Genomic DNA, 17,194 nt, shown 5'->3' with positions numbered 1-17,194 from the left:
GGAATGGGTCGGATTGTGATCTTGAGACTGGATAACAGTAAAAGTGATTAATATAGAAGATCATCTGTTTAATGCCCGGGTGTCCGGTTAATGGCTGCGTGACCGCTTCATCCGAGCGAACGGAGATCTGAGAATGACGAGCAGGACCGGACGGATGGCCTTGGCCCTCGTGGGATCGGCCGGACTGGTCGGGGCGCTGGCGGCGCCCGCGGCAGCTGCGGAGCCGGAAACTCTGGCGACACCCTGTGTGCAGAAGGTGAGTGTCGTCAACAACGGTGGGTTCGTGATGAACTTCCAGCTCACTACGCGTGATGGGCAGCTGTCGGCCCCGACCGACGACTACCCGATCAACCAGTGGCGGATCGTCGACCTCGCCTCGACGCCGTTCGCCGAGGGCGTCGACGTGCGCCCGCTGGTGCACGCCCAGGCCGGCAACACCGTGCCGGGCAACGTGTTCGTGTCGTACTGCGCGAACGGGCAGACGGCGACCTACACGGCCAGTGGAACGACCCTGAACTACTCGGTCACGCTGCTCACGTGAGCACCTTGACCACCGTGGTCAGCACGAGCTGACCCAGCGCCACCGGCACGAGGACCAGCCAGCAGAGACGCTGCAGCTGGTCCTCGCGCAGGCGCGGGTAGGTCACGCGGAACCAGATGATCACGAACGAGACGGCGAAGACCTTGACCAGGGTCCACAACCAGCCGAGCTGGTCGGCGAACGGTCCGTGCCAGCCGCCCAGGAACAGCACGGTGGTCAGGGCGGCGATCACGATGATGCCGACGTATTCGGCGAGCAGGAAGAACGCGAAACGCAGGCCGGTGTACTCGGTCATGTAGCCGAAGACCAGTTCGGAATCGGCGATCGGCATGTCGAACGGCGGGCGGCGGATCTCGGCCAGCCCGGCGACGAAGAAGACGATCGCGGCGGGGGCCTGCCACAGCAGCCACCACGGGCGCCACGCCTCGACGATGCCGGGCAGGCTGAGCGTGCCGGCGGCCATTGCGACGCTGGCTGCGGCCAGCACCAGCGGAAGCTCGTAGCCGAGCAGCTGGGCGGCGCCGCGCAGACCGCCGAGCAGGCTGTATTTGTTGGCCGAGGCCCACGCGGACATCAGCACGGCGAGCACACCGACGCCCAGCACGGCCAGGACGAAGAACAGGCCGACGTCGAGCGCCTGGGCGACCAGACCGTTCGGACCGAGCGGGATGGCGAGCAGGACCAGGAGGTACGGGAACAGGGCGACGATCGGGGCGAGCCGGAAGACCCGCCGATCGGCCTCGCCGGGAGCGACGTCCTCTTTCTGGACGAACTTCACGCCGTCGGCGACCAGCTGGGCCCAGCCGTGGTAGGCACCCGCGTACATCGGACCGAGTCGGCCCTGCATGTGGGCCATGACCTTGTGCTCGGCCTGGCCGACGACCAGCGGCAGCACGAGGAAGGCGACCACGACCGCGACCACCCGGACGATGAGATCGAGCCAGATCGGCATCAGTCGGCGTCCCGGGCGGGGCGGCGCGCGGGGCGGGCCGGTCGCTCCGGCGCGGGTGGAGCCTGGCCGGCTCGGGGGCCCCACTCGTTCGGGTCGGGGACGCCGGGCGGGCGCATCGGGGCGCGCTTGGCGGTGCCGGCCTCCGACTCCCCCGGCTCCTTGGCGCCCGGCCACGACTTGGCGACCCGGGACGCCAGCACGAACTCCTTGCGCAACGGATGCCCCTCGAAGCCGGGCGGCAGCAGCAGGGGACGCAGGTCGGGATGCCGGGCGAAGGTGATGCCGAACATCTCGTACGTCTCCCGCTCGTGCCACGCGGCGCCCGGGAAGAGCTCGATCACCGACTCGACGACCGGGTTGTCACGGGGCACGAGCGTGCGCAGCAGCAGGGAGTGGCGGCGGCGGGTCGACCACAGGTGAGCGACGACCCGGAAGCCGTCGTCCTGCTCGTCCACGGCCGACAACCAGTCGAAGAAGTCGCAGCCGAGGGCGCCGTTGTGCTTCGCCGTGCCCACCGTCTCCCACCAGCGGGCGACCGGCACGTCGACGACGGCGCGCTCGTGGCCGGGGCCGCCGCCCGAGAGGCCGGCGACGATCTCGCCCGGCGGCGCGTCCGGCGAGTCGTCCGCCAGCAGCGCGACCAGGCGCTCGCCGACCTCTTCAGGCGTCATGGGGTCATCCTATGAGTTGCGGCGGTCACAGCCCGGGCAGGCGGCCGTTCCGGAAGACGTCGACGAAGTCCTGGTGGTCCTCGCGGGCCTGGTCGCCATAGCGGTGGGCGAACTCGACCAGGTGCCGTACGAAGCCGGCCTCGTCCTTGTCGATCTCGGCGACGATCGCCTCCTCGGTGGAGAAGTCGACCAGGTCGTGGCTGGACTCGTCGTCGGCCACGGAGTGCATGCGGGCGACGGCCCGGCCCAGGTCGGCGATGACACCGGCCAGCTCCTCGGGCTCGTTGACGTCGGCCCAGTCGAGGTCGGCCGCGTACGGGGAGACCTCGGCGACGAGCTGACCCACACCGTTGAGCGTCGTGTAGCCCACCCACGGGTCGGCGTGGGCCTGCAACGCGTGCTGCGACTCGGCCGTACGGTGGCCCTGGTGCTGGAAATAGGACCGCACCCGCTCGTCGTCGATCCAGCGGGCGACGGCCGGGACCTGCGCCTGCTTCATGTAGATGACGACGTCGTTCTCCAGCGCCTCGGTGTGCCCCTCGAGCAGAAGGTTGTACGAGGGCAGGCCGGCCGATCCGATGCCGACACCCTTGCGCAGCTTGATGTCCTTGATGTTGGTCGACACCGGGCGGGTCGCCTTGGGCAGTGTCGGAAGGTAGCGCTCGAACGCCTCGCGGACGGCGCTGACGGTGGGCTCGTCGACCTCGTAGACGCCGTCGGCCAGCGCGAACCGGCGCTCGTAGTCGTCGATCGTGGTCTGCGAGTCGAGCAGGTCGATGCGGGTGCTGAGACGGGCGTCCTGCAGCACGCGGCGCAGCGCCCCGTCCGCGTTCTCGAGGGTGATCGAGCCGATCGCGTCGTCGCCGCCCTGAGCGATGGCGCGCAGCTCGGTCAGGTAGGAACGGGCGAACCCGGTGACCAGCGCGGTGATGTGCTCGTCGGAGAGAGCCTTGGAGTAACCGATCAGGGCGACGCTCGCGGCGAAGCGCTTGAGATCCCAGGAGAAGGGTCCCACGTACGCCTCGTCGAAGTCGTTGACGTTGAAGACGAGGTGGCCGGAGGCGTTCATGTAGGTGCCGAAGTTCTCGGCGTGCAGGTCGCCGTGGATCCAGACCCGGCTCGTACGGTCGTCGAGGAAGCTGGTGTCGGCGTACCCCGCGGACAGGTCGGCATAGAAGAGCGAGGCACTGCCCCGGTAGAACGCGAACGGCGAGGCAGCCATCTTGCGGAACTTGCGCCGGAAGGCGGCCGGATCGATGGCGATCAACTCGCCGAATTCCCTGGTCAGAACGTCGATGATGAAGTCCGCGCGAGACTGATCCGTCATAGTGCGGAGACTAGTCCCCACTTGCACGTGGCGGAGCCACCATCGGGGCAGTCAATGCCGCCGCCTCGGCGGTCTTCGCGGCGCCGGCGGTTTGCGCGGCCCCGGCGGTCTGCGCGGCCAGCGGGTCGGGCCGCGGCACGCCCCCCGGCCCGGCCTGCTCGGCGGCGATCTTCTCCTGGAGGCGGAGGATGCCGTGCAGCAGCGCCTCGGGCCGAGGCGGGCAGCCCGGGACGTAGACGTCGACCGGAATGATCTGGTCGACGCCCTTAGTTACCGAGTACGAATCCCAGTAGGGGCCGCCGCAGTTCGCACACGAGCCGAACGAGATCACGTATTTCGGCTCGGGCATCTGGTCGTAGAGCCGCTTGATCGCCGGAGCCATCTTGTCGGTGACCGTGCCCGAGACGACCATGAGGTCGGCCTGGCGCGGACCGTGGGCGAACGGGATGACACCCATGCGCATGAAGTCGTGCCGGCTCATGCTCGACGCAATGAACTCGATCGCGCAGCACGCGAGCCCGAAGTTGAACACCCAGAGCGAGTAACGCCGCCCCCAGTTCAGCACGAACCGAATGGGTTCCCCGAGCACTCCTGGCAGACCGGCCACGACGTCAACCTACTCCGTCGGCGGGGCGGGGCGCTGGAGCAGGCTCAGGAAGCCGGTGAGCAGCGCCTCGCGCAGGGGCGGCGGGGCGACATTGAGCAGCGAGTTCACCGCGGCCATGCGGGTGAAGTCGCCGCCACCCAGCCCCAGGCCGTCGGCCAGGCCGGCGATCAGCTCGGGCGTGACCATCTCGGGTGTCAGCGCCGCGGCCGCCTCGAGCAGGGGCGCGGGCAGGTCGGCCGGGCCCTTCGCCCGAGCGGCGGCCACGGCGTCGGCCAGGTCGAGCGCGAACTCGCCGACGGTCGCAGCCACAGCGGCGGTCACGGTGAGATGGATGGTCGCGGGCATTTCCCCGTACGCCATCTGGGGCTGCGTATGCCACCCCCGCGCGGCAAGCTCGTCGGCCAGCACAAACAGGTCGACGCCCGCCTCGAAACCGTCGCCTGCGGCCCTGCTCGTGGAGTCGTCGCCCGCCTCGAAACCGTCGCGCGCGTGCCTGCTTGTGGACAGGCACACGACGGTGGTCTCGGGCGGGGCGAACAGCCGCACGCCGTCGGTCTGCCGCACCGCCTCGGCCAGGGTCGCGACCGCGGCGCGGGTCTGCTGGGCCAGCTCGAGGTAGCCGGCGTCGCCGATGTGGCGCAGGGTGGCCACGGCGGCCGCGATCGGGCCGCCTGAGCGGGTGGACGAGATGACCGGGTTGATCATCGTGTAGCCCGGCCAGCCTGCGTACGCGAAATACTGCGGCCGGCGCAGAGCCTCGTCGCGGTGCAGCAAGAGCGAGACGCCCTTCGGCGCGTACGCGTATTTGTGCAGGTCGACCGAGATGCTCGTGACGCCGGGGACGCCGAAGTCGAACGCGGGCAGGTCGGCGCCGAGGCGTCGCAGGTAGGGCAGCACCCAGCCGCCGAAACACGCGTCCACATGGAACCGCACGCCCCGCTCGGCGGCGATCGCGGCGAGCTCGGGGATCGGGTCGACGACCCCGTGGGCGTACGAGGGGGCGGACGCGGCGACCAGCACGGTGTCGGCGGTGATCGCGGCCCTCGTCGCGGCCGGATCGGCACGCAGATCGTCGCCCACCGGGACGACGTCGAGCGCGACCCGCAGATAGTGGGCGGCCTTGGCGAAGGCGGCGTGGGCGGTCGACGGGATCACCAGGCGCGGGGTGGCGAGCTCGGGGCGGGAGTCGCGGGCGGCCTTGACTGCCAGGATCAGCGACTCGGTGCCGCCGCTGGTGACGCTGCCTCTGGTCTCTTCGTCGCCGCCCAGGAGCCGCGCCGCCGCTCCGACGAGGGCGTTTTCCATCGCCAGCAGGGACGGGAAGGCGGTCGGGTCGAGGCCGTTGACGTGTGCCGAGATCGCGTGAGCCTGGCGGGCCAGTTCGTCGAGGCCGTCGAGCGCCGGGTCGTAGACATAGGCGAACAGCCGGCCGCCGTGCGTGGGCAGGTCGGCCGCCCGCAACTCGCGCAGCTCGGCGAGGATCTGCTCCCCCGGAACGCCCTTCTCGGGCAGCGCCTCCAACATGCCGATCACGCTATCCCAGGCCGCGGGCCCGGAGGACCGCCGAAGGTGGGGCCTCGACCCAGTACCAAAGGCGCTGGGCGGGGGCGCCGGCATGCGTTTTGCTGTGGCGGTCGCCCGAGCTGGGCCCGGCCCAGGCGACATCCGATGGGAAGCGCGCGATGAGAGGAGTCGCCAGGTGAGAGCGCGAGCCGTTGTGGTCAGGGGTGGCGGATCAGCGCGAGCCCCGCGGAGCGACCCGAGCGGGAGCGGAGGCGCTGCGGTCAGGGGTGGCGGATCACGTCTCGGTAGGAGCGGAGAAGGACGACGGCGGCGCCCACGAGCAGGGCCGGGACGACGGTGAAACCGAGCAGCACGCCCAAGCGGGCGGTGTCGTTCTGCTGGGCGGCCTCGCCGGTCGAGGAGGAGACATAGCCGAAGAGCTGGAGGATCAGGGCGTAAAGGCCGGGGCCCAGCGCCAGCCCCAGGGTCTCGCCGGCGGTCCACAGGCCGGTGAAGACGCCGGCCTGGCGGCGGCCGGTGCGGGCGGTGTCATAGGCGATGCAGTCCGGCAGCATCGCCATCGCGAAGACCTGCTGACCGGCGTAACCGACGCCGATCACCGCGACGATCAGATAGACCGCCGCGGGTGGCAGGGCCGGCGCGCTCAACAGGGCCAGGGCGCCGGCGGCGAAGAGCAGCGAGCCGGCGGCCAGAGAGGCGGGCTTGCCGAAGCGGTTGCCGACCCGGGTCCAGAGGGGCATGACCAGCAGGGCGGGGCCGACGAAGGCCGCGAACAGGAAGGTGGCGCCGGAGGCGCGTTCGACGACGTGGTCGGCGAAGTACTGCACGCCGGCCAGCATCGTGCCGATGCCGACCGCCTGGACGATCCAGAGGAGGAGCAGTGCGCGGAACGGACGATTGGCGGCGGCGACCCGCAGCTGAGTGCGGAGGTCGGGCTCGACCGCCTCCACCGAGCGGGAATCGGCGCCGCGGGTTCCGAAATAGACGCCCAGCGTGCCGGCCACGATGAGGGCGCCGACGAAGACGCCCGACCAGCGGTGACCCGCGATGCCGCCGCCGGTCTGCTCGACGACGAGCGGGGCCAGGGCGCCCGAGATGAGGATGGCCAGCGCCAGCACGGCGACACGCCAGGTCATCAGGCGGGTGCGCTCGGCGTAGCCGTCGGTGAGCTCGGCCGGCATGGCGACATAGGGGACCTGGAAGAACGCGTACGCGGTGGCGGCGGCGAGGAAGGCGAGCGCCACGTAAGCGCCGGCGCCGGGGCCGCTGCGCACGGGGCCAGCGAAGATCGCAGCGAACAGGACCGCCAGCAGCAGTCCACCGGTGAGCAGGAACGGACGCCGGTCACCGCGGCGGTCGGAGATCCGGCCGGCGACCGGATTGACGAGCACGTCCCACGCTTTCGGCAGCAGCACGAGGAGGCCCGCCACGCCAGCCGCGACACCTAACGTATCGGTCAGATAGGGCAGCAGAAGCAAACCCGGCACGGTGCCGAAGGCACCCGTGACCAGCGAACCTAGGGAATATCCCGCCAAAACACGACGTGGGAGGGCGGCCGCCGACCGTACTCCGGGAGTGGGATCAGCGGTCGTCATGAACGCGGATGGTAACCACGATCATGTGATCCCGCCTACGCTTCGCCAGATGAAAAAGGTTGCGGCCGGGGTCGCCGCCAGCCACCTGGCCACGGCCAGGGCCGGGCAGCGGATCCTGCGGGACGGCGGAACGGCGGCGGATGCCGCGGTCGCAGCGGTGCTGGCCTGCTGCGCGGCCGAGACGATCTATACCGGGCTGGGCGGGGGCGGCTTCGCGACGTACTTCGACGCGGCCACCGGTGAGGTCACCTGTCTCGACTTCTTCGTCTCCGTGCCGGGCACCGACGGTGACTGTGAGCCGGGTCCGATGGTGGCGGTCGACGTCTTCTTCGGCGGGATGCCGCAGGTCTACTCGATCGGCGGGGCGAGCGTCGCGGTTCCCGGAGTGCCGGCGGGCTGCGGCGAGGTGCATCGGCGCTGGGGGCGGCTGCCGTGGGCTGAGGTCGTGGCGCCGGCGGTCGAGCTGGCGCGCGACGGCGTCCCGGTGCCGGCCGCCCACGCCCGGACGCTCGACTCCTGCGCCCCGGCGCTGGCCTGGGGTGAGGGCGCCGCCGTCTACACCCCGAATGGCCGCCAGCTGAAGGGCGGTGACCTGCTGTTCCACGATGGACTCGGTACCGCGATGGCGCGACTGGCCGAGGCCGGGCCACAGATCTTCTACACGGGCGACTATGCCGAGATCATGGTCGACACCGTACGTGCCGCCGGAGGCTGTCTGGGGCCGCGTGACCTGGCCGATTACCGGGTGCTGGAGACGCCGGTCGATCACGCGATGATGGCCGGGCATCGGGTGCTCGCCCGCCACGACATGAACCGTACGGTCGACACGATCGCCGGGCTGCCCGATGATCTGTCCCGGCCGGGGCGGGCCGTCGGTGTCGCCTCCGCGCTGCGTGACCAGGGGCGGCAGAAGATCGGGGACACGACCAACGTCTCGGTGGTCGACGCCGACGGCAACGCCTGCGTGATCACGACGACGTTGGGGCTGGGGGCCGGGGTCTGGCTGCCGGGGCTGGGGATCAACCTGAACTCCATGCTCGGCGAGGGTGAGCTGGTCACCGACGACATGCAGCCGGGCAAGCGGATGTCGTCCAACATGTGCCCACTGGTGGTGATCGACCCCGAGGGCCACCTCGCCGTGGCGGCCGGGTCGGCGGGGGCGAGCCGGATCCGTACGGCGCTGGTCGACACCCTGCTCGGTGTGCTGGCCGACGGGCTCGAGATGGGCGAGGCGATCGGGCGGCCGCGCTTCCACGTCGTCGACGACACCGTGCACGTCGAGCCGGGCTATCCGCGCGACGAGCTCGGGGCGCTGGCCGCCGCGGGCTGGCAGATCAAGCAGTGGCCCGGCCTGAACCACTACTTCGGCGGGGTGACCGCCGTCGGCCAGGCCGGCGCGGCCGGCGACCCTCGCCGCGGCGGCGTCGGCCTGCTCCTGTGAGTCACCAAGAGCGTCATGGTGAAGCGCCGAGCGTCATCGTGAAGTGCCGAGCGTTGTGGTGAAGTGCCGAGCGTTGTGGTGAAGTGCCGAGCGTCATCGTGAAGCGCCAAGCGTCATCGTGAAGCGCCAAGCGTCATCGTGAAGCGCCAAGCGTCATCGTGAAGCGCCAAGCGTCATCGTGAAGCGCCAAGCGTCATCGTGAAGCGCCAAGCGTCATCGTGAAGCGCCAAGCGTCATCGTGAAGCGCCGAGCGTCATCGTGAAGCGCCGAGCGCTGTGGTGAAGCGCCGAGCGTCGTAGTTAAACGCGAGCTCAATGCCGTCGGCCGAGAAGCATCGGGCCGGCTGTGAGTCTTCTGATCCCCTGTGGATAACCCACTTCTACGGGTTGACAAGGCGTAAGGTCGGCCGTACTTCCCTGGGCGGGCGGGGGAGGTGGCGGCTGCTCCGTAGAACCGGCGATGCGGCGGCCACTCCAAGAGCCAGCGACGCAGCCGCCGCCCCGCGAACCGGCGAGACGGCGGCCACTCCTGAATGCCGACGGGGAAACGACGGCCACCCCCAAGAACCGGCGCCGGGCATCACATCGTTCGGGCGGCGATGGCCTTGGCGTCTTCGGCTGTTTCGCGGATGCCGACCTCGATGGGGGTGGGCTGCAGGCCGAAGGTGCGCTCGGTCAGTGAGCTGTCCATGTGGAACGGCCGGTAGAACTGGTAGTCCATCTCGGCCAGTTCGCGGGACATCGGGTGCACCAGGCCGGCCGTCCGCATCACGAAACGCGGCAGCTTGTGCATGGTCAGGTGGGGCTTGCCGACCAGGTCGCAGTAGCGGTCGGCCAGCTCGCGGATCGTGATCGCGGGGACCGTGGGCGCGTGCCATGCCTTGCCCCAGGCCCGCTCGTCGTGGGCGAGGGTGACCATCGTGTTCGCCATGTCGCCGGTGTAGGTGAAGCTGTGCGGCAGGTCGGGGTCGGCGGTTGCCCAGGCGGCCCGGCCGGCGTTGACGGCGGGCAGGATGCTGTACGAGAAGACGCCGACGGCGCCCGCGCCGATGTAGTCGGAGCCGCGCACCTCGACCGTGCGGACGCCGCTGGCCAGCGCGTCGCGCCACATCTTGATCCGCACCTGGCCCTTGCGGCCGACGGCGGCGAGTGGGCTGTTCTCGGTCATGTGCCCGCCGGGCTGCGGGCCGTAGACGTAGAGGTTTCCGGTGATCACGTAGACCGCGCCGGCTGCCTTGGCCGCGGCGATCATGGCGTCGTTCATCGGGAACCAGAGCTTCGTCCACTCCGTGTACTTCGGGTTGGCGCAGTTGTAGATCGTCTCGGCGCCCTGGGCGATCTCGGTCAGGCGGCGGGCGTCGGAGGCGTCCGCGGCGATCAGCTCGATCTGCGGGTGCGCCGGGCCCCGGCCGCTGCGGGTGACCATGCGGACCTGGTCGCCGCGGGCGACGAGGAGACGGGCGACGGACGAGCCGATCGGACCGGAACCGACGATGACGTGGGTCGACATTGCTGTTCTCCTTTGCGAGCACCGCTCTCTGTTGAGAACAACGTTCCCACGCGCGCCGTCAAAAAGCAAGAGCACTGCTCTCGTTATGGCACACTGGTCCGCATGAGCGCCTCCGGAGTACGTGCCCGCGTCCGGGCCGAGATGACCGACGAGATCAAGGCCGTGGCCCGCCGTCACCTGGCCACGGACGGGGCGAACTTGTCGCTGCGCGCGGTCGCCCGCGACATGGGGATGGCCTCGTCGGCGGTCTACCGGTACTTCGCGAGCCGCGACGAGCTGCTGACCGCGATGATCATCGACGCCTACAACTCACTGGGCGAGGCGGCCGAGCAAGCCGCGCAGGGTGCGGCCGGAAAAGCGACAGGAAAAGAGGCCGGAAAAGAGGCGGCGGAGCAGAACGGCAAGACCGAGCTCGACCGATTTCTGGCGGCCACCCACGCCGTACGGGAATGGGCCCTGGCCGACCCGCACCAGTGGGCGCTGATCTACGGCAGCCCGGTTCCGGGTTATCAGGCGCCGCAGGACACGATCGGCCCCGCCACCCGGGTGATCCTGCTGATCGCGGACATCGTGAAGAGCGCCTACGACAGTGGCCGGATCGCCGAGCGGCCGCCGATCACCGGGCAGTTCGCCGAGGAGCTGCGCGTGGTGGCCGACAACTACGCCGCGGGCACCCCACCCCGCGCGGTCGCGGCCGCCCTGTCCGCCTTCCTGCACCTGAGCGGCGCGGTCAGCTCGGAGCTGTTCGGCCAGCTCAACAAGTCGGTCGAGGAGGACCGGCGCGGCTTCTTCGAGTTCCAGATGCGCGGCGCGGCGTTCCTGATCGGGCTGACCGACAACCTGTAGCAGGGCTGACCGACAACCTGTAAGCAGGGCTGACCGACAACCTGTAAGCAGGGCTGACCGACAACCTGTGACCAGGGCTGACCAAGGCAAGCTGTAAGCAGGGCTGACCAAGGCAAGCTGTAAGCAGGGCTGACAAAACGAGCTGTAAGCAGGGCCGACCAAAATCAGCGGCGAGCTCTGAGCACGTGACCGCCCGCCGTTCCGGGCGGCACATCGGTGCGGCCGAAGTAGCGGGCCGCCAACTCGGACGGCCCAAGATCCTCGATCTCGCCGAACTCGGAGGCCCCGAGCAGAGAAGCAACCTCCTCCGGCTCGAAGTAGGTCAGCCACGGCTCGCCCAGCTTGGCGACCCGCGCGGCCCGGGCCTCGAGCCACTCCCGCCGCTCGGCCGGCATCTGCGACGGCGGCTGCGCATAGTCGAAGACCATCTCGTTGCCCTCGCGCGCGGCCACCACCCGTACCGTCTCGCGGAACCCGTCGAGCGTCAGATAGGGCACCACGCCGAGCCAGAGGAAGAACGCCGGCCCGTCCAGGTGCAGCCGATCGGCCAGCGACTCCTTCTCGAAGTCGACACCCAGATAGGTGAGCGACGACGGCGCCGAAATGCCCGATCCGGCCAGCCGCTCCCGCTTCCAGGCCTGCGTGTCCGGATGGTCGACCTCGGTGACCCGCAGACCGGGGTGGGGATTGCGATAGGCGAACGTGTCCAGACCGGCGCCGAGGACAACCATTTCCCGTACGCCGTGAGCCACCGCCGTGGCCAGGGCATCTTCGGCGAAGCGGGTCCGGGCGGCGATGAACAGCCGCATCCCCCGGCGGGGCGCGTCGGCCAGCAGGTCCGGCTCGGCGACGCCCAGGATCCGTACGGCCAAGGGGTCTCTGAAGATCTCGCCGCCCTCGAGGATCTGGTGCGCCGCCCGATAGCGGGCCGCACTCATCGCCGTACGGCTCGGCTGACCGCGCCGCATCAGAAAAGACCGGTCATCAGGGCCGCCAGCTCGCTCGGGCCATGTCCACGTGTTCCCCCTTCAGAGGTACGCCCTCGGACAGCAACCGCTCGCGCGCCTCCTGCTCGTGGCCGGGCGGCATGCGTCCGGAGCTGTTGACCACCCGGTGCCAGGGGACGCCGCCACCGTGCCGGGCCATGATCGTGCCGACCTGCCGGGCCGAGTTGCGCCCCGAGGCGTCGGCCAGGGCGTCGGCGATGGCGCCGTACGACATCACGTGGCCTTCCGGGATGCGCTCCACGAGGGAAAGCACCTCTTCGACGTACTCCTGAGGTGTCACCCGGGCCACGATATAGGTGACACCCGGGCCACGATATGGGATCTCGGCCCGGTTCGGCCGGCCCGCCCGAGCACAATTGGCCGGTGCGTGAACTGGTGACCGGAGCGCGCCGGATCGTGGTCAAGGTGGGTTCGTCCTCGCTGACCACGGCTTCCGGCGGGATAGACGAGCAACGCGTCGACATGCTGGTCGACGTGCTCGGCGGCCTGGCCGCCGGCGGGCGTGAGGTGGTTCTGGTCTCGAGCGGCGCGATCGCCGCCGGCCTGGCCCCGCTGCACCTGCGCCGTCGGCCGCGCGACCTGGCGACCCAGCAGGCGGCCGCGTCGGTCGGGCAGGGACTGCTGATCGGGCGCTACGCGGCGGGCTTCGCGCGGCACGGGCTGCAGGTCGGCCAGGTGCTGCTCACCGCCGACGACGTCACCCGCCGCGCGCACTACCGCAACGCGTACCGCACGCTGCGCAAACTGCTCGACCTGGGCGCGCTGCCGATCGTGAACGAGAACGACACGGTCGCCACCGACGAGATCCGCTTCGGTGACAACGACCGGCTCGCCGCCCTGGTCGCCGCGCTCGTCCAGGCCGACCTGCTGGTGCTGCTCTCCGACGTCGACGCGCTCTACACGGGCAGCCCGTCCGACCCGTCGTCGCGCCGCATCGCCTACGTGGGCGACGAGTCCGACCTCGAGGGCATCAACATCACCACGCCCAGCAAGTCGAAGGTCGGCACCGGCGGCATGGTCACCAAGGTCGAGGCGGCCCGCATAGCGACCGGTTTCGGCATCCCGGTCGTGCTCACCGCCGCGCCCCTGGCCGGCGCCGCATTGGCCGGCGACGACGAGGTCGGCACCCTGTTCCGGCCGGCCGACAACCGCCCGACGGCCCGGCTGTTCTGGCTCGCGCACGCGACCGCCCCGCGCGGCCGGCTCCACCTCGACCCGGGCGCGGTGGCCGCGGTGGTCGCGCGGCGCAAGTCGCTGCTGCCTGCCGGCATCACCGCGGTCGACGGCTCGTTCGCCGCCGGCGACCCGGTCGACCTGGTCGACGCCGGTTCGGGGGCGCCGGTCGCCCGCGGGCTGGTCAACTACGACGCCGTCGAGCTGCCCGCGCTGCTGGGACGCTCGACCCCCGAGTTGGCCGCCGCTCTGGGGCCGGGATATGAACGAGAGGTCGTGCACCGCGACGACCTCGTCCTCCTATAAAGGGATCCGTCATGACGACTGTCCTGCAGCAGGCCGCCGACGCACGAGTGGCCGCCATCGACCTCGCTGCCGCCACCCGTACGGAGAAAGACCGCGCCCTGCTGCTGATGGCCGACCGCCTGGTCGAGCGCTCGGCCGACATCGTCGCGGCGAACGAGGTCGACGTGGCCAACGCCCGTTCCGGCGGCCTGTCCGAGTCGATGATCGACCGGCTCACGCTGACCCCGGCGCGGGTCGAGGCGATGGCCGAGGGGCTGCGGGAACTGGCCGCCCTGCCCGACCCGGTGGGTGACGTGGTGCGCGGGTCGACGCTGGCCAACGGGCTCGAGCTGCGTCAGGTGCGGGTGCCGTTCGGGGTCGTCGGCATCATCTATGAGGGCCGGCCCAACGTGACCGCCGACGCCGCGGGCATCTGCCTCAAGTCGGGCAACGCGGCGCTGCTGCGCGGTTCGGGCTCGGCGCTCAGCTCGAACGCCGCGATCGTCTCGGTGCTGCGCAAGGCGGTCGCCGACAGCGGTCTGCCGGCCGACACGATCCAGCTGCTCGACGCCACCACGCGCGACTCGGTGAAGGAACTGATGCGGGCGCGCGGGCTGGTCGACGTGCTGATTCCCCGCGGCGGCGCTTCCCTCATCCGTACGGTGGTGGAGGAATCGACCGTGCCCGTGATCGAGACCGGGGTCGGCAACTGTCACGTCTATGTGGACGAACACGCCGATCTGGAGAAGGCCCTCGCGGTGGCGGTGAACTCCAAGACGCAGCGTCTGTCCACCTGCAACACCGCCGAGTCGCTGCTGGTGCACGCCGACATCGCCGAGCGGTTCCTGCCGCTGGTGCTGCCCGAGCTGGCCGAGGCCGGCATCACCGTGCACGGCGATCCGCGCGTGGCGGCGTACGGGGAAACGGTTGTCCCGGCCACCGACGAGGACTGGGGCAAGGAATACCTGTCGGCCGATCTCGCGGTGGCGATCGTCGACTCGCTGGACGACGCGCTCGACCACATCCGCCGCTACGGCACCGGGCACACCGAGGCCATCGTGAGCGAGTCGGTGACGGCGACCCGGCGGTTCACGGCTCGCGTCGACGCGGCCGCGGTGATGGTGAACGCGTCGACCCGGTTCACCGACGGGGGCGAGTTCGGGTTCGGCGCCGAGATCGGCATCAGCACCCAGAAACTGCACGCCCGCGGGCCGATGGGGCTGCCCGAGCTGACCTCGACGAAATACATCGTGACGGGCAACGGCCACATTCGACGGTAGTTCTCTACGACTCCGCCGGCGTCGGAGTCGCCTCGGCCGTGATCTCCACGGGCGGCCGGGGCGACTCCGACGTCGTCTTTTCCGGGGCGGGTTCCGTGGTAGCGGGCGGAACCGGCTCCACCGACCGCGTCGGCTTCGGCTCCACCGACCGCGACGGCTCCGGCTCCGCGGAGCGCGAAGGCGTTGCCGAGGGCGAGGGCGTTGCCGAGGGCGAAGCGGTCGGTTCCAGCGCCGGTGACTTTGTGGGCTCGACGGCCGGTGTCGGGCTCACGGTCGGCGCCGGAGTCGTGGGGGTTACGGGAGTCGGGGCGGCAACCGGCAGCCGGACCGGCTGCGCCTCACCCACGGTGACGGGCGCGGCGACACCCGGGGTGGACCGCCAGTCGCCGCCGACGAGAGCCACGACGGCGTACGACCAGCGGCCGCCGGGGACATCGCCCTCGGTGCAGCGGGTCCGGGTGACGACACCCGAACAGCCCCGCTCGGCCTCGACGGTCTGCCCGGTGGTCCGGTTCGTGCGGGAGACCCGATAGCCACGCACCGACACGCCCGGCACGGCGATCGCCGGCCAGTCGACGGTGACCGCGGACCCGTGCACCTCGACAACGGGCGCGACGGCCGGAGGCAGGGCACCCGCCCGCGCACCGGCCGCACCACCGGCGCCGGCACCGGCGTCCCAGGCGGCCAGCGCGGCCGAGCCGTCCGCCAGCAGGCCGGCGGTGATCAGCCCGGTCGTGACCAGCACCGTGGTCATCCTCATCGGAGCTCCCTCACAGAACAGGACAAGCCGGCGGCTCGCCGTCAGCGCGCCGCCGGCTCGTGATCAGCGCGCGACGACGCTCTCGCCGGTCGCCTTCAGCGGGATGCTGAAGGTCGCGCCCTGGCAGCCGTTCTCGGCGTTGTTGATCATGCGGACGGCCTTCTTCAGCTCGAACGACTTGCTCTCGCCGCCCGGGACGTAGAGGTCGAGGCCGGACAGCACACCACCGGAACCGATCGTGCTGGTGCTGAAGTCTCCGAAGTAGACACCGTTGTTGCCGCACACCGAGCCGGCGACGGTCGCGACGGTCTGGACGCCGTCGCTCGGCTTCCACGTGAGCTTGTCGACCGAGACCGCGTACGGGTTGGGGTTCTCGATGGTGACCCAGGCGTTGCCGACGGTCTCGGGGAACAGGCTCGCGTCGGGCGTGGCCGAGGTGACCACCAGCTCCTGGGCGGTGCCGGCCTTCGCGGCGGCGGTGCCGGTGCCGTTGGCCAGCCACGACGCCCAGGCGGCACTCGCGCCGCCGGCGACGGCGAGGGTGGTGGCGATGACGACGACGCGCTTGGTCGACTTACGCATGATGGCGTTCCTCCGAAGTAGACGAATCTTCGTAGGCGCCGGTTTCGCCACTGACTCCCCGCCGGACTGTGGCGACCAATCTCATCGCCCAGCGGATCTCTGCCTCGCCCAGGCCCCGGTCGGGCCTGGCATGAACTGTGCCGTAACGGTGAGCCACGGTTCAAGCCGTCACCCGGGTATCCGTACGGTAGCCATTCGGCCGGTTATGGGTGCAATTCGGTTGCAGCCGTTGACCCGGGGCCGGAACGCCGTCAGCGACAGGCCCGCAGGACGGTCAGGGTGGTGTTCACGTCGAAGTTCGGGCCCTCGGCGCTGTCCCATCCGCCGTCGGTGCGCTGGGTCTCGCCCAGCCGCTTGCGGGCGCTCTGCAGCAGCCAGTCGTCGCCCAGGTTGATGCGGCGCAGCGCGGCCGCCATCGAGGCGATGTCGGCCGGCGTCATGTCGGGCATCCGGTCGCCGAGCACGAGCTGCACCCGCGCCGACTCGTAGAAGTACTGCTGGCCGTAGAGCAGCCCGGCCGCGTGCCAGCCGGTGGCGAGGAAGGACGGCCACGTGCCGTCGGGCTGGATCTGACCGACCACCCACTGGGCCGCGGCGCCGAGCGTGTGACCGTAGCGGGCGGGAACGTCGAACTGCGGGTGCGCCTCGAACTCGGCCAGGGTCATCCAGAAACCCGCGACGGCGGTGAGATAGAGCGTGGCCTCGGGATCGCCCGGCATCGCCCAGGCCGGCGCCACCGGGGCCAGTTCGGCCGCCTCCTGCCAGGTGCCGTCGCGCCGCTGCGCCGTGGCCAGCCAGGAGAGGGCCCGGTCGACCGGCTCGCCGCGCAGGCCGCCGAGATCGTCCAGCTCGTTGAGGCGGAAGCAGGTGGCGTCGATCGAGTCGACCGCGGCCTCGGCCGAGGCGGGCCAGCCACCGGCCTCGGACTGCTCGGCGGTGATCCGGTCGATCACCTGCGGATCAGGAGGCTGACCGGTGCGCAGATAGGTCAGACGCGCCCGCTCGACCGGGTCGCCGTGCGCGACGACGTAACCGATCGCAGCGTCGATGTCTACCACGACGGTGACGCTACAACCCGCTCATGAATTCCGCTG

At 70.6% G+C, this 17,194-nt stretch carries 17 protein-coding genes; 5 read left to right on the top strand and 12 right to left on the bottom strand.

The features are described from left to right. Positions 1-133 precede the first annotated feature (133 nt). Positions 134-541: a hypothetical protein gene (locus JIG36_RS26520; protein WP_203379120.1), complete on the top strand. Its 408-nt coding sequence runs from the start codon at positions 134-136 to the stop codon at positions 539-541. Here the strand turns inward: JIG36_RS26520 and JIG36_RS26515 are convergent. From JIG36_RS26515 to JIG36_RS26490, 6 genes are all read right to left on the bottom strand, one after another. Continuing rightward, complete coding sequence (locus JIG36_RS26515) at positions 534-1,493, bottom strand: complex I subunit 1/NuoH family protein (protein ID WP_203379119.1); 960 nt, start codon at positions 1,491-1,493, stop codon at positions 534-536. The genes JIG36_RS26520 and JIG36_RS26515 overlap by 8 nt on opposite strands. Further along, positions 1,493-2,164, bottom strand: a complete 672-nt coding sequence (locus tag JIG36_RS26510; RefSeq protein WP_203379118.1) for an NADH-quinone oxidoreductase subunit C — start codon at positions 2,162-2,164, stop codon at positions 1,493-1,495. The genes JIG36_RS26515 and JIG36_RS26510 overlap by 1 nt, the downstream gene beginning before the upstream one ends. Positions 2,165-2,189: 25 nt before the next feature. Further along, entirely contained in the window at positions 2,190-3,491 is a 1,302-nt protein-coding gene (locus tag JIG36_RS26505; protein ID WP_203379117.1) for a DUF2252 domain-containing protein, read from the bottom strand. A gap of 10 nt (positions 3,492-3,501) precedes the next feature. Further along, the gene (locus JIG36_RS26500) at positions 3,502-4,098 is read right to left on the bottom strand and encodes an NADH-quinone oxidoreductase subunit B (RefSeq protein ID WP_203379116.1); all 597 of its coding nucleotides are present in this window, start codon (positions 4,096-4,098) and stop codon (positions 3,502-3,504) included. A 9-nt stretch (positions 4,099-4,107) separates the two neighbouring features. After that, the gene (locus JIG36_RS26495) at positions 4,108-5,622 is read right to left on the bottom strand and encodes a pyridoxal phosphate-dependent decarboxylase family protein (protein WP_203379115.1); all 1,515 of its coding nucleotides are present in this window, start codon (positions 5,620-5,622) and stop codon (positions 4,108-4,110) included. Between the two features lie 260 nt (positions 5,623-5,882). Continuing rightward, a complete protein-coding gene (locus JIG36_RS26490; RefSeq protein WP_203379114.1) occupies positions 5,883-7,217 on the bottom strand; it encodes an MFS transporter in 1,335 nt (444 codons plus the stop codon). Positions 7,218-7,266: 49 nt separating this feature from the next. Here JIG36_RS26490 and JIG36_RS26485 point away from each other — a divergent pair, with 49 nt between their 5' ends. Next, a complete protein-coding gene (locus tag JIG36_RS26485; protein WP_203379113.1) occupies positions 7,267-8,658 on the top strand; it encodes a gamma-glutamyltransferase in 1,392 nt (463 codons plus the stop codon). A gap of 579 nt (positions 8,659-9,237) precedes the next feature. Here JIG36_RS26485 and JIG36_RS26480 read toward each other — a convergent pair. Beyond that, on the bottom strand, positions 9,238-10,167 hold the full coding sequence (locus JIG36_RS26480) for an NAD(P)H-binding protein (RefSeq protein WP_203379112.1): 930 nt from the start codon (positions 10,165-10,167) through the stop codon (positions 9,238-9,240). Between the two features lie 102 nt (positions 10,168-10,269). Here JIG36_RS26480 and JIG36_RS26475 point away from each other — a divergent pair, with 102 nt between their 5' ends. Further along, a complete protein-coding gene (locus JIG36_RS26475; RefSeq protein ID WP_203379111.1) occupies positions 10,270-11,013 on the top strand; it encodes a TetR/AcrR family transcriptional regulator in 744 nt (247 codons plus the stop codon). A 164-nt stretch (positions 11,014-11,177) separates the two neighbouring features. Here JIG36_RS26475 and JIG36_RS26470 read toward each other — a convergent pair whose 3' ends face one another. Beyond that, positions 11,178-11,981, bottom strand: a complete 804-nt coding sequence (locus JIG36_RS26470; protein ID WP_203379110.1) for a class I SAM-dependent methyltransferase — start codon at positions 11,979-11,981, stop codon at positions 11,178-11,180. Positions 11,982-11,997: 16 nt separating this feature from the next. Continuing rightward, positions 11,998-12,300: an MGMT family protein gene (locus JIG36_RS26465; RefSeq protein ID WP_203379109.1), complete on the bottom strand. Its 303-nt coding sequence runs from the start codon at positions 12,298-12,300 to the stop codon at positions 11,998-12,000. A 35-nt stretch (positions 12,301-12,335) separates the two neighbouring features. Here JIG36_RS26465 and proB point away from each other — a divergent pair, with 35 nt between their 5' ends. Then, positions 12,336-13,499, top strand: a complete 1,164-nt coding sequence (proB, locus tag JIG36_RS26460) for a glutamate 5-kinase (protein ID WP_203379108.1) — start codon at positions 12,336-12,338, stop codon at positions 13,497-13,499. Between the two features lie 11 nt (positions 13,500-13,510). Beyond that, entirely contained in the window at positions 13,511-14,758 is a 1,248-nt protein-coding gene (locus JIG36_RS26455; RefSeq protein WP_203379107.1) for a glutamate-5-semialdehyde dehydrogenase, read from the top strand. A gap of 4 nt (positions 14,759-14,762) precedes the next feature. Here JIG36_RS26455 and JIG36_RS26450 read toward each other — a convergent pair whose 3' ends face one another. The 3 genes from JIG36_RS26450 to JIG36_RS26440 all read right to left on the bottom strand — a co-directional run bounded on the left by JIG36_RS26450 (position 14,763) and on the right by JIG36_RS26440 (position 17,158). Next, positions 14,763-15,518 carry a hypothetical protein gene (locus JIG36_RS26450; RefSeq protein ID WP_203379106.1) on the bottom strand — a complete coding sequence of 252 codons (756 nt, stop codon included), beginning with the start codon at positions 15,516-15,518 and terminating at the stop codon, positions 14,763-14,765. A 63-nt stretch (positions 15,519-15,581) separates the two neighbouring features. After that, entirely contained in the window at positions 15,582-16,100 is a 519-nt protein-coding gene (locus JIG36_RS26445) for a hypothetical protein (protein WP_203379105.1), read from the bottom strand. A 251-nt stretch (positions 16,101-16,351) separates the two neighbouring features. Continuing rightward, positions 16,352-17,158 (bottom strand): prenyltransferase/squalene oxidase repeat-containing protein, encoded by an 807-nt coding sequence (locus tag JIG36_RS26440; protein WP_203379104.1) that lies wholly within the window; start codon positions 17,156-17,158, stop codon positions 16,352-16,354. Between the last annotated feature and the right edge of the window lie 36 nt (positions 17,159-17,194).

It is taken from the genome of Paractinoplanes ovalisporus (assembly GCF_016834655.1).
In the GTDB taxonomy this organism is placed as follows: Bacteria; Actinomycetota; Actinomycetes; order Mycobacteriales; family Micromonosporaceae; genus Actinoplanes; species Actinoplanes ovalisporus.
The sequence above is the reverse complement of the archived record's forward strand: the minus strand, read 5'-3'. Positions and strand labels throughout refer to the sequence as shown.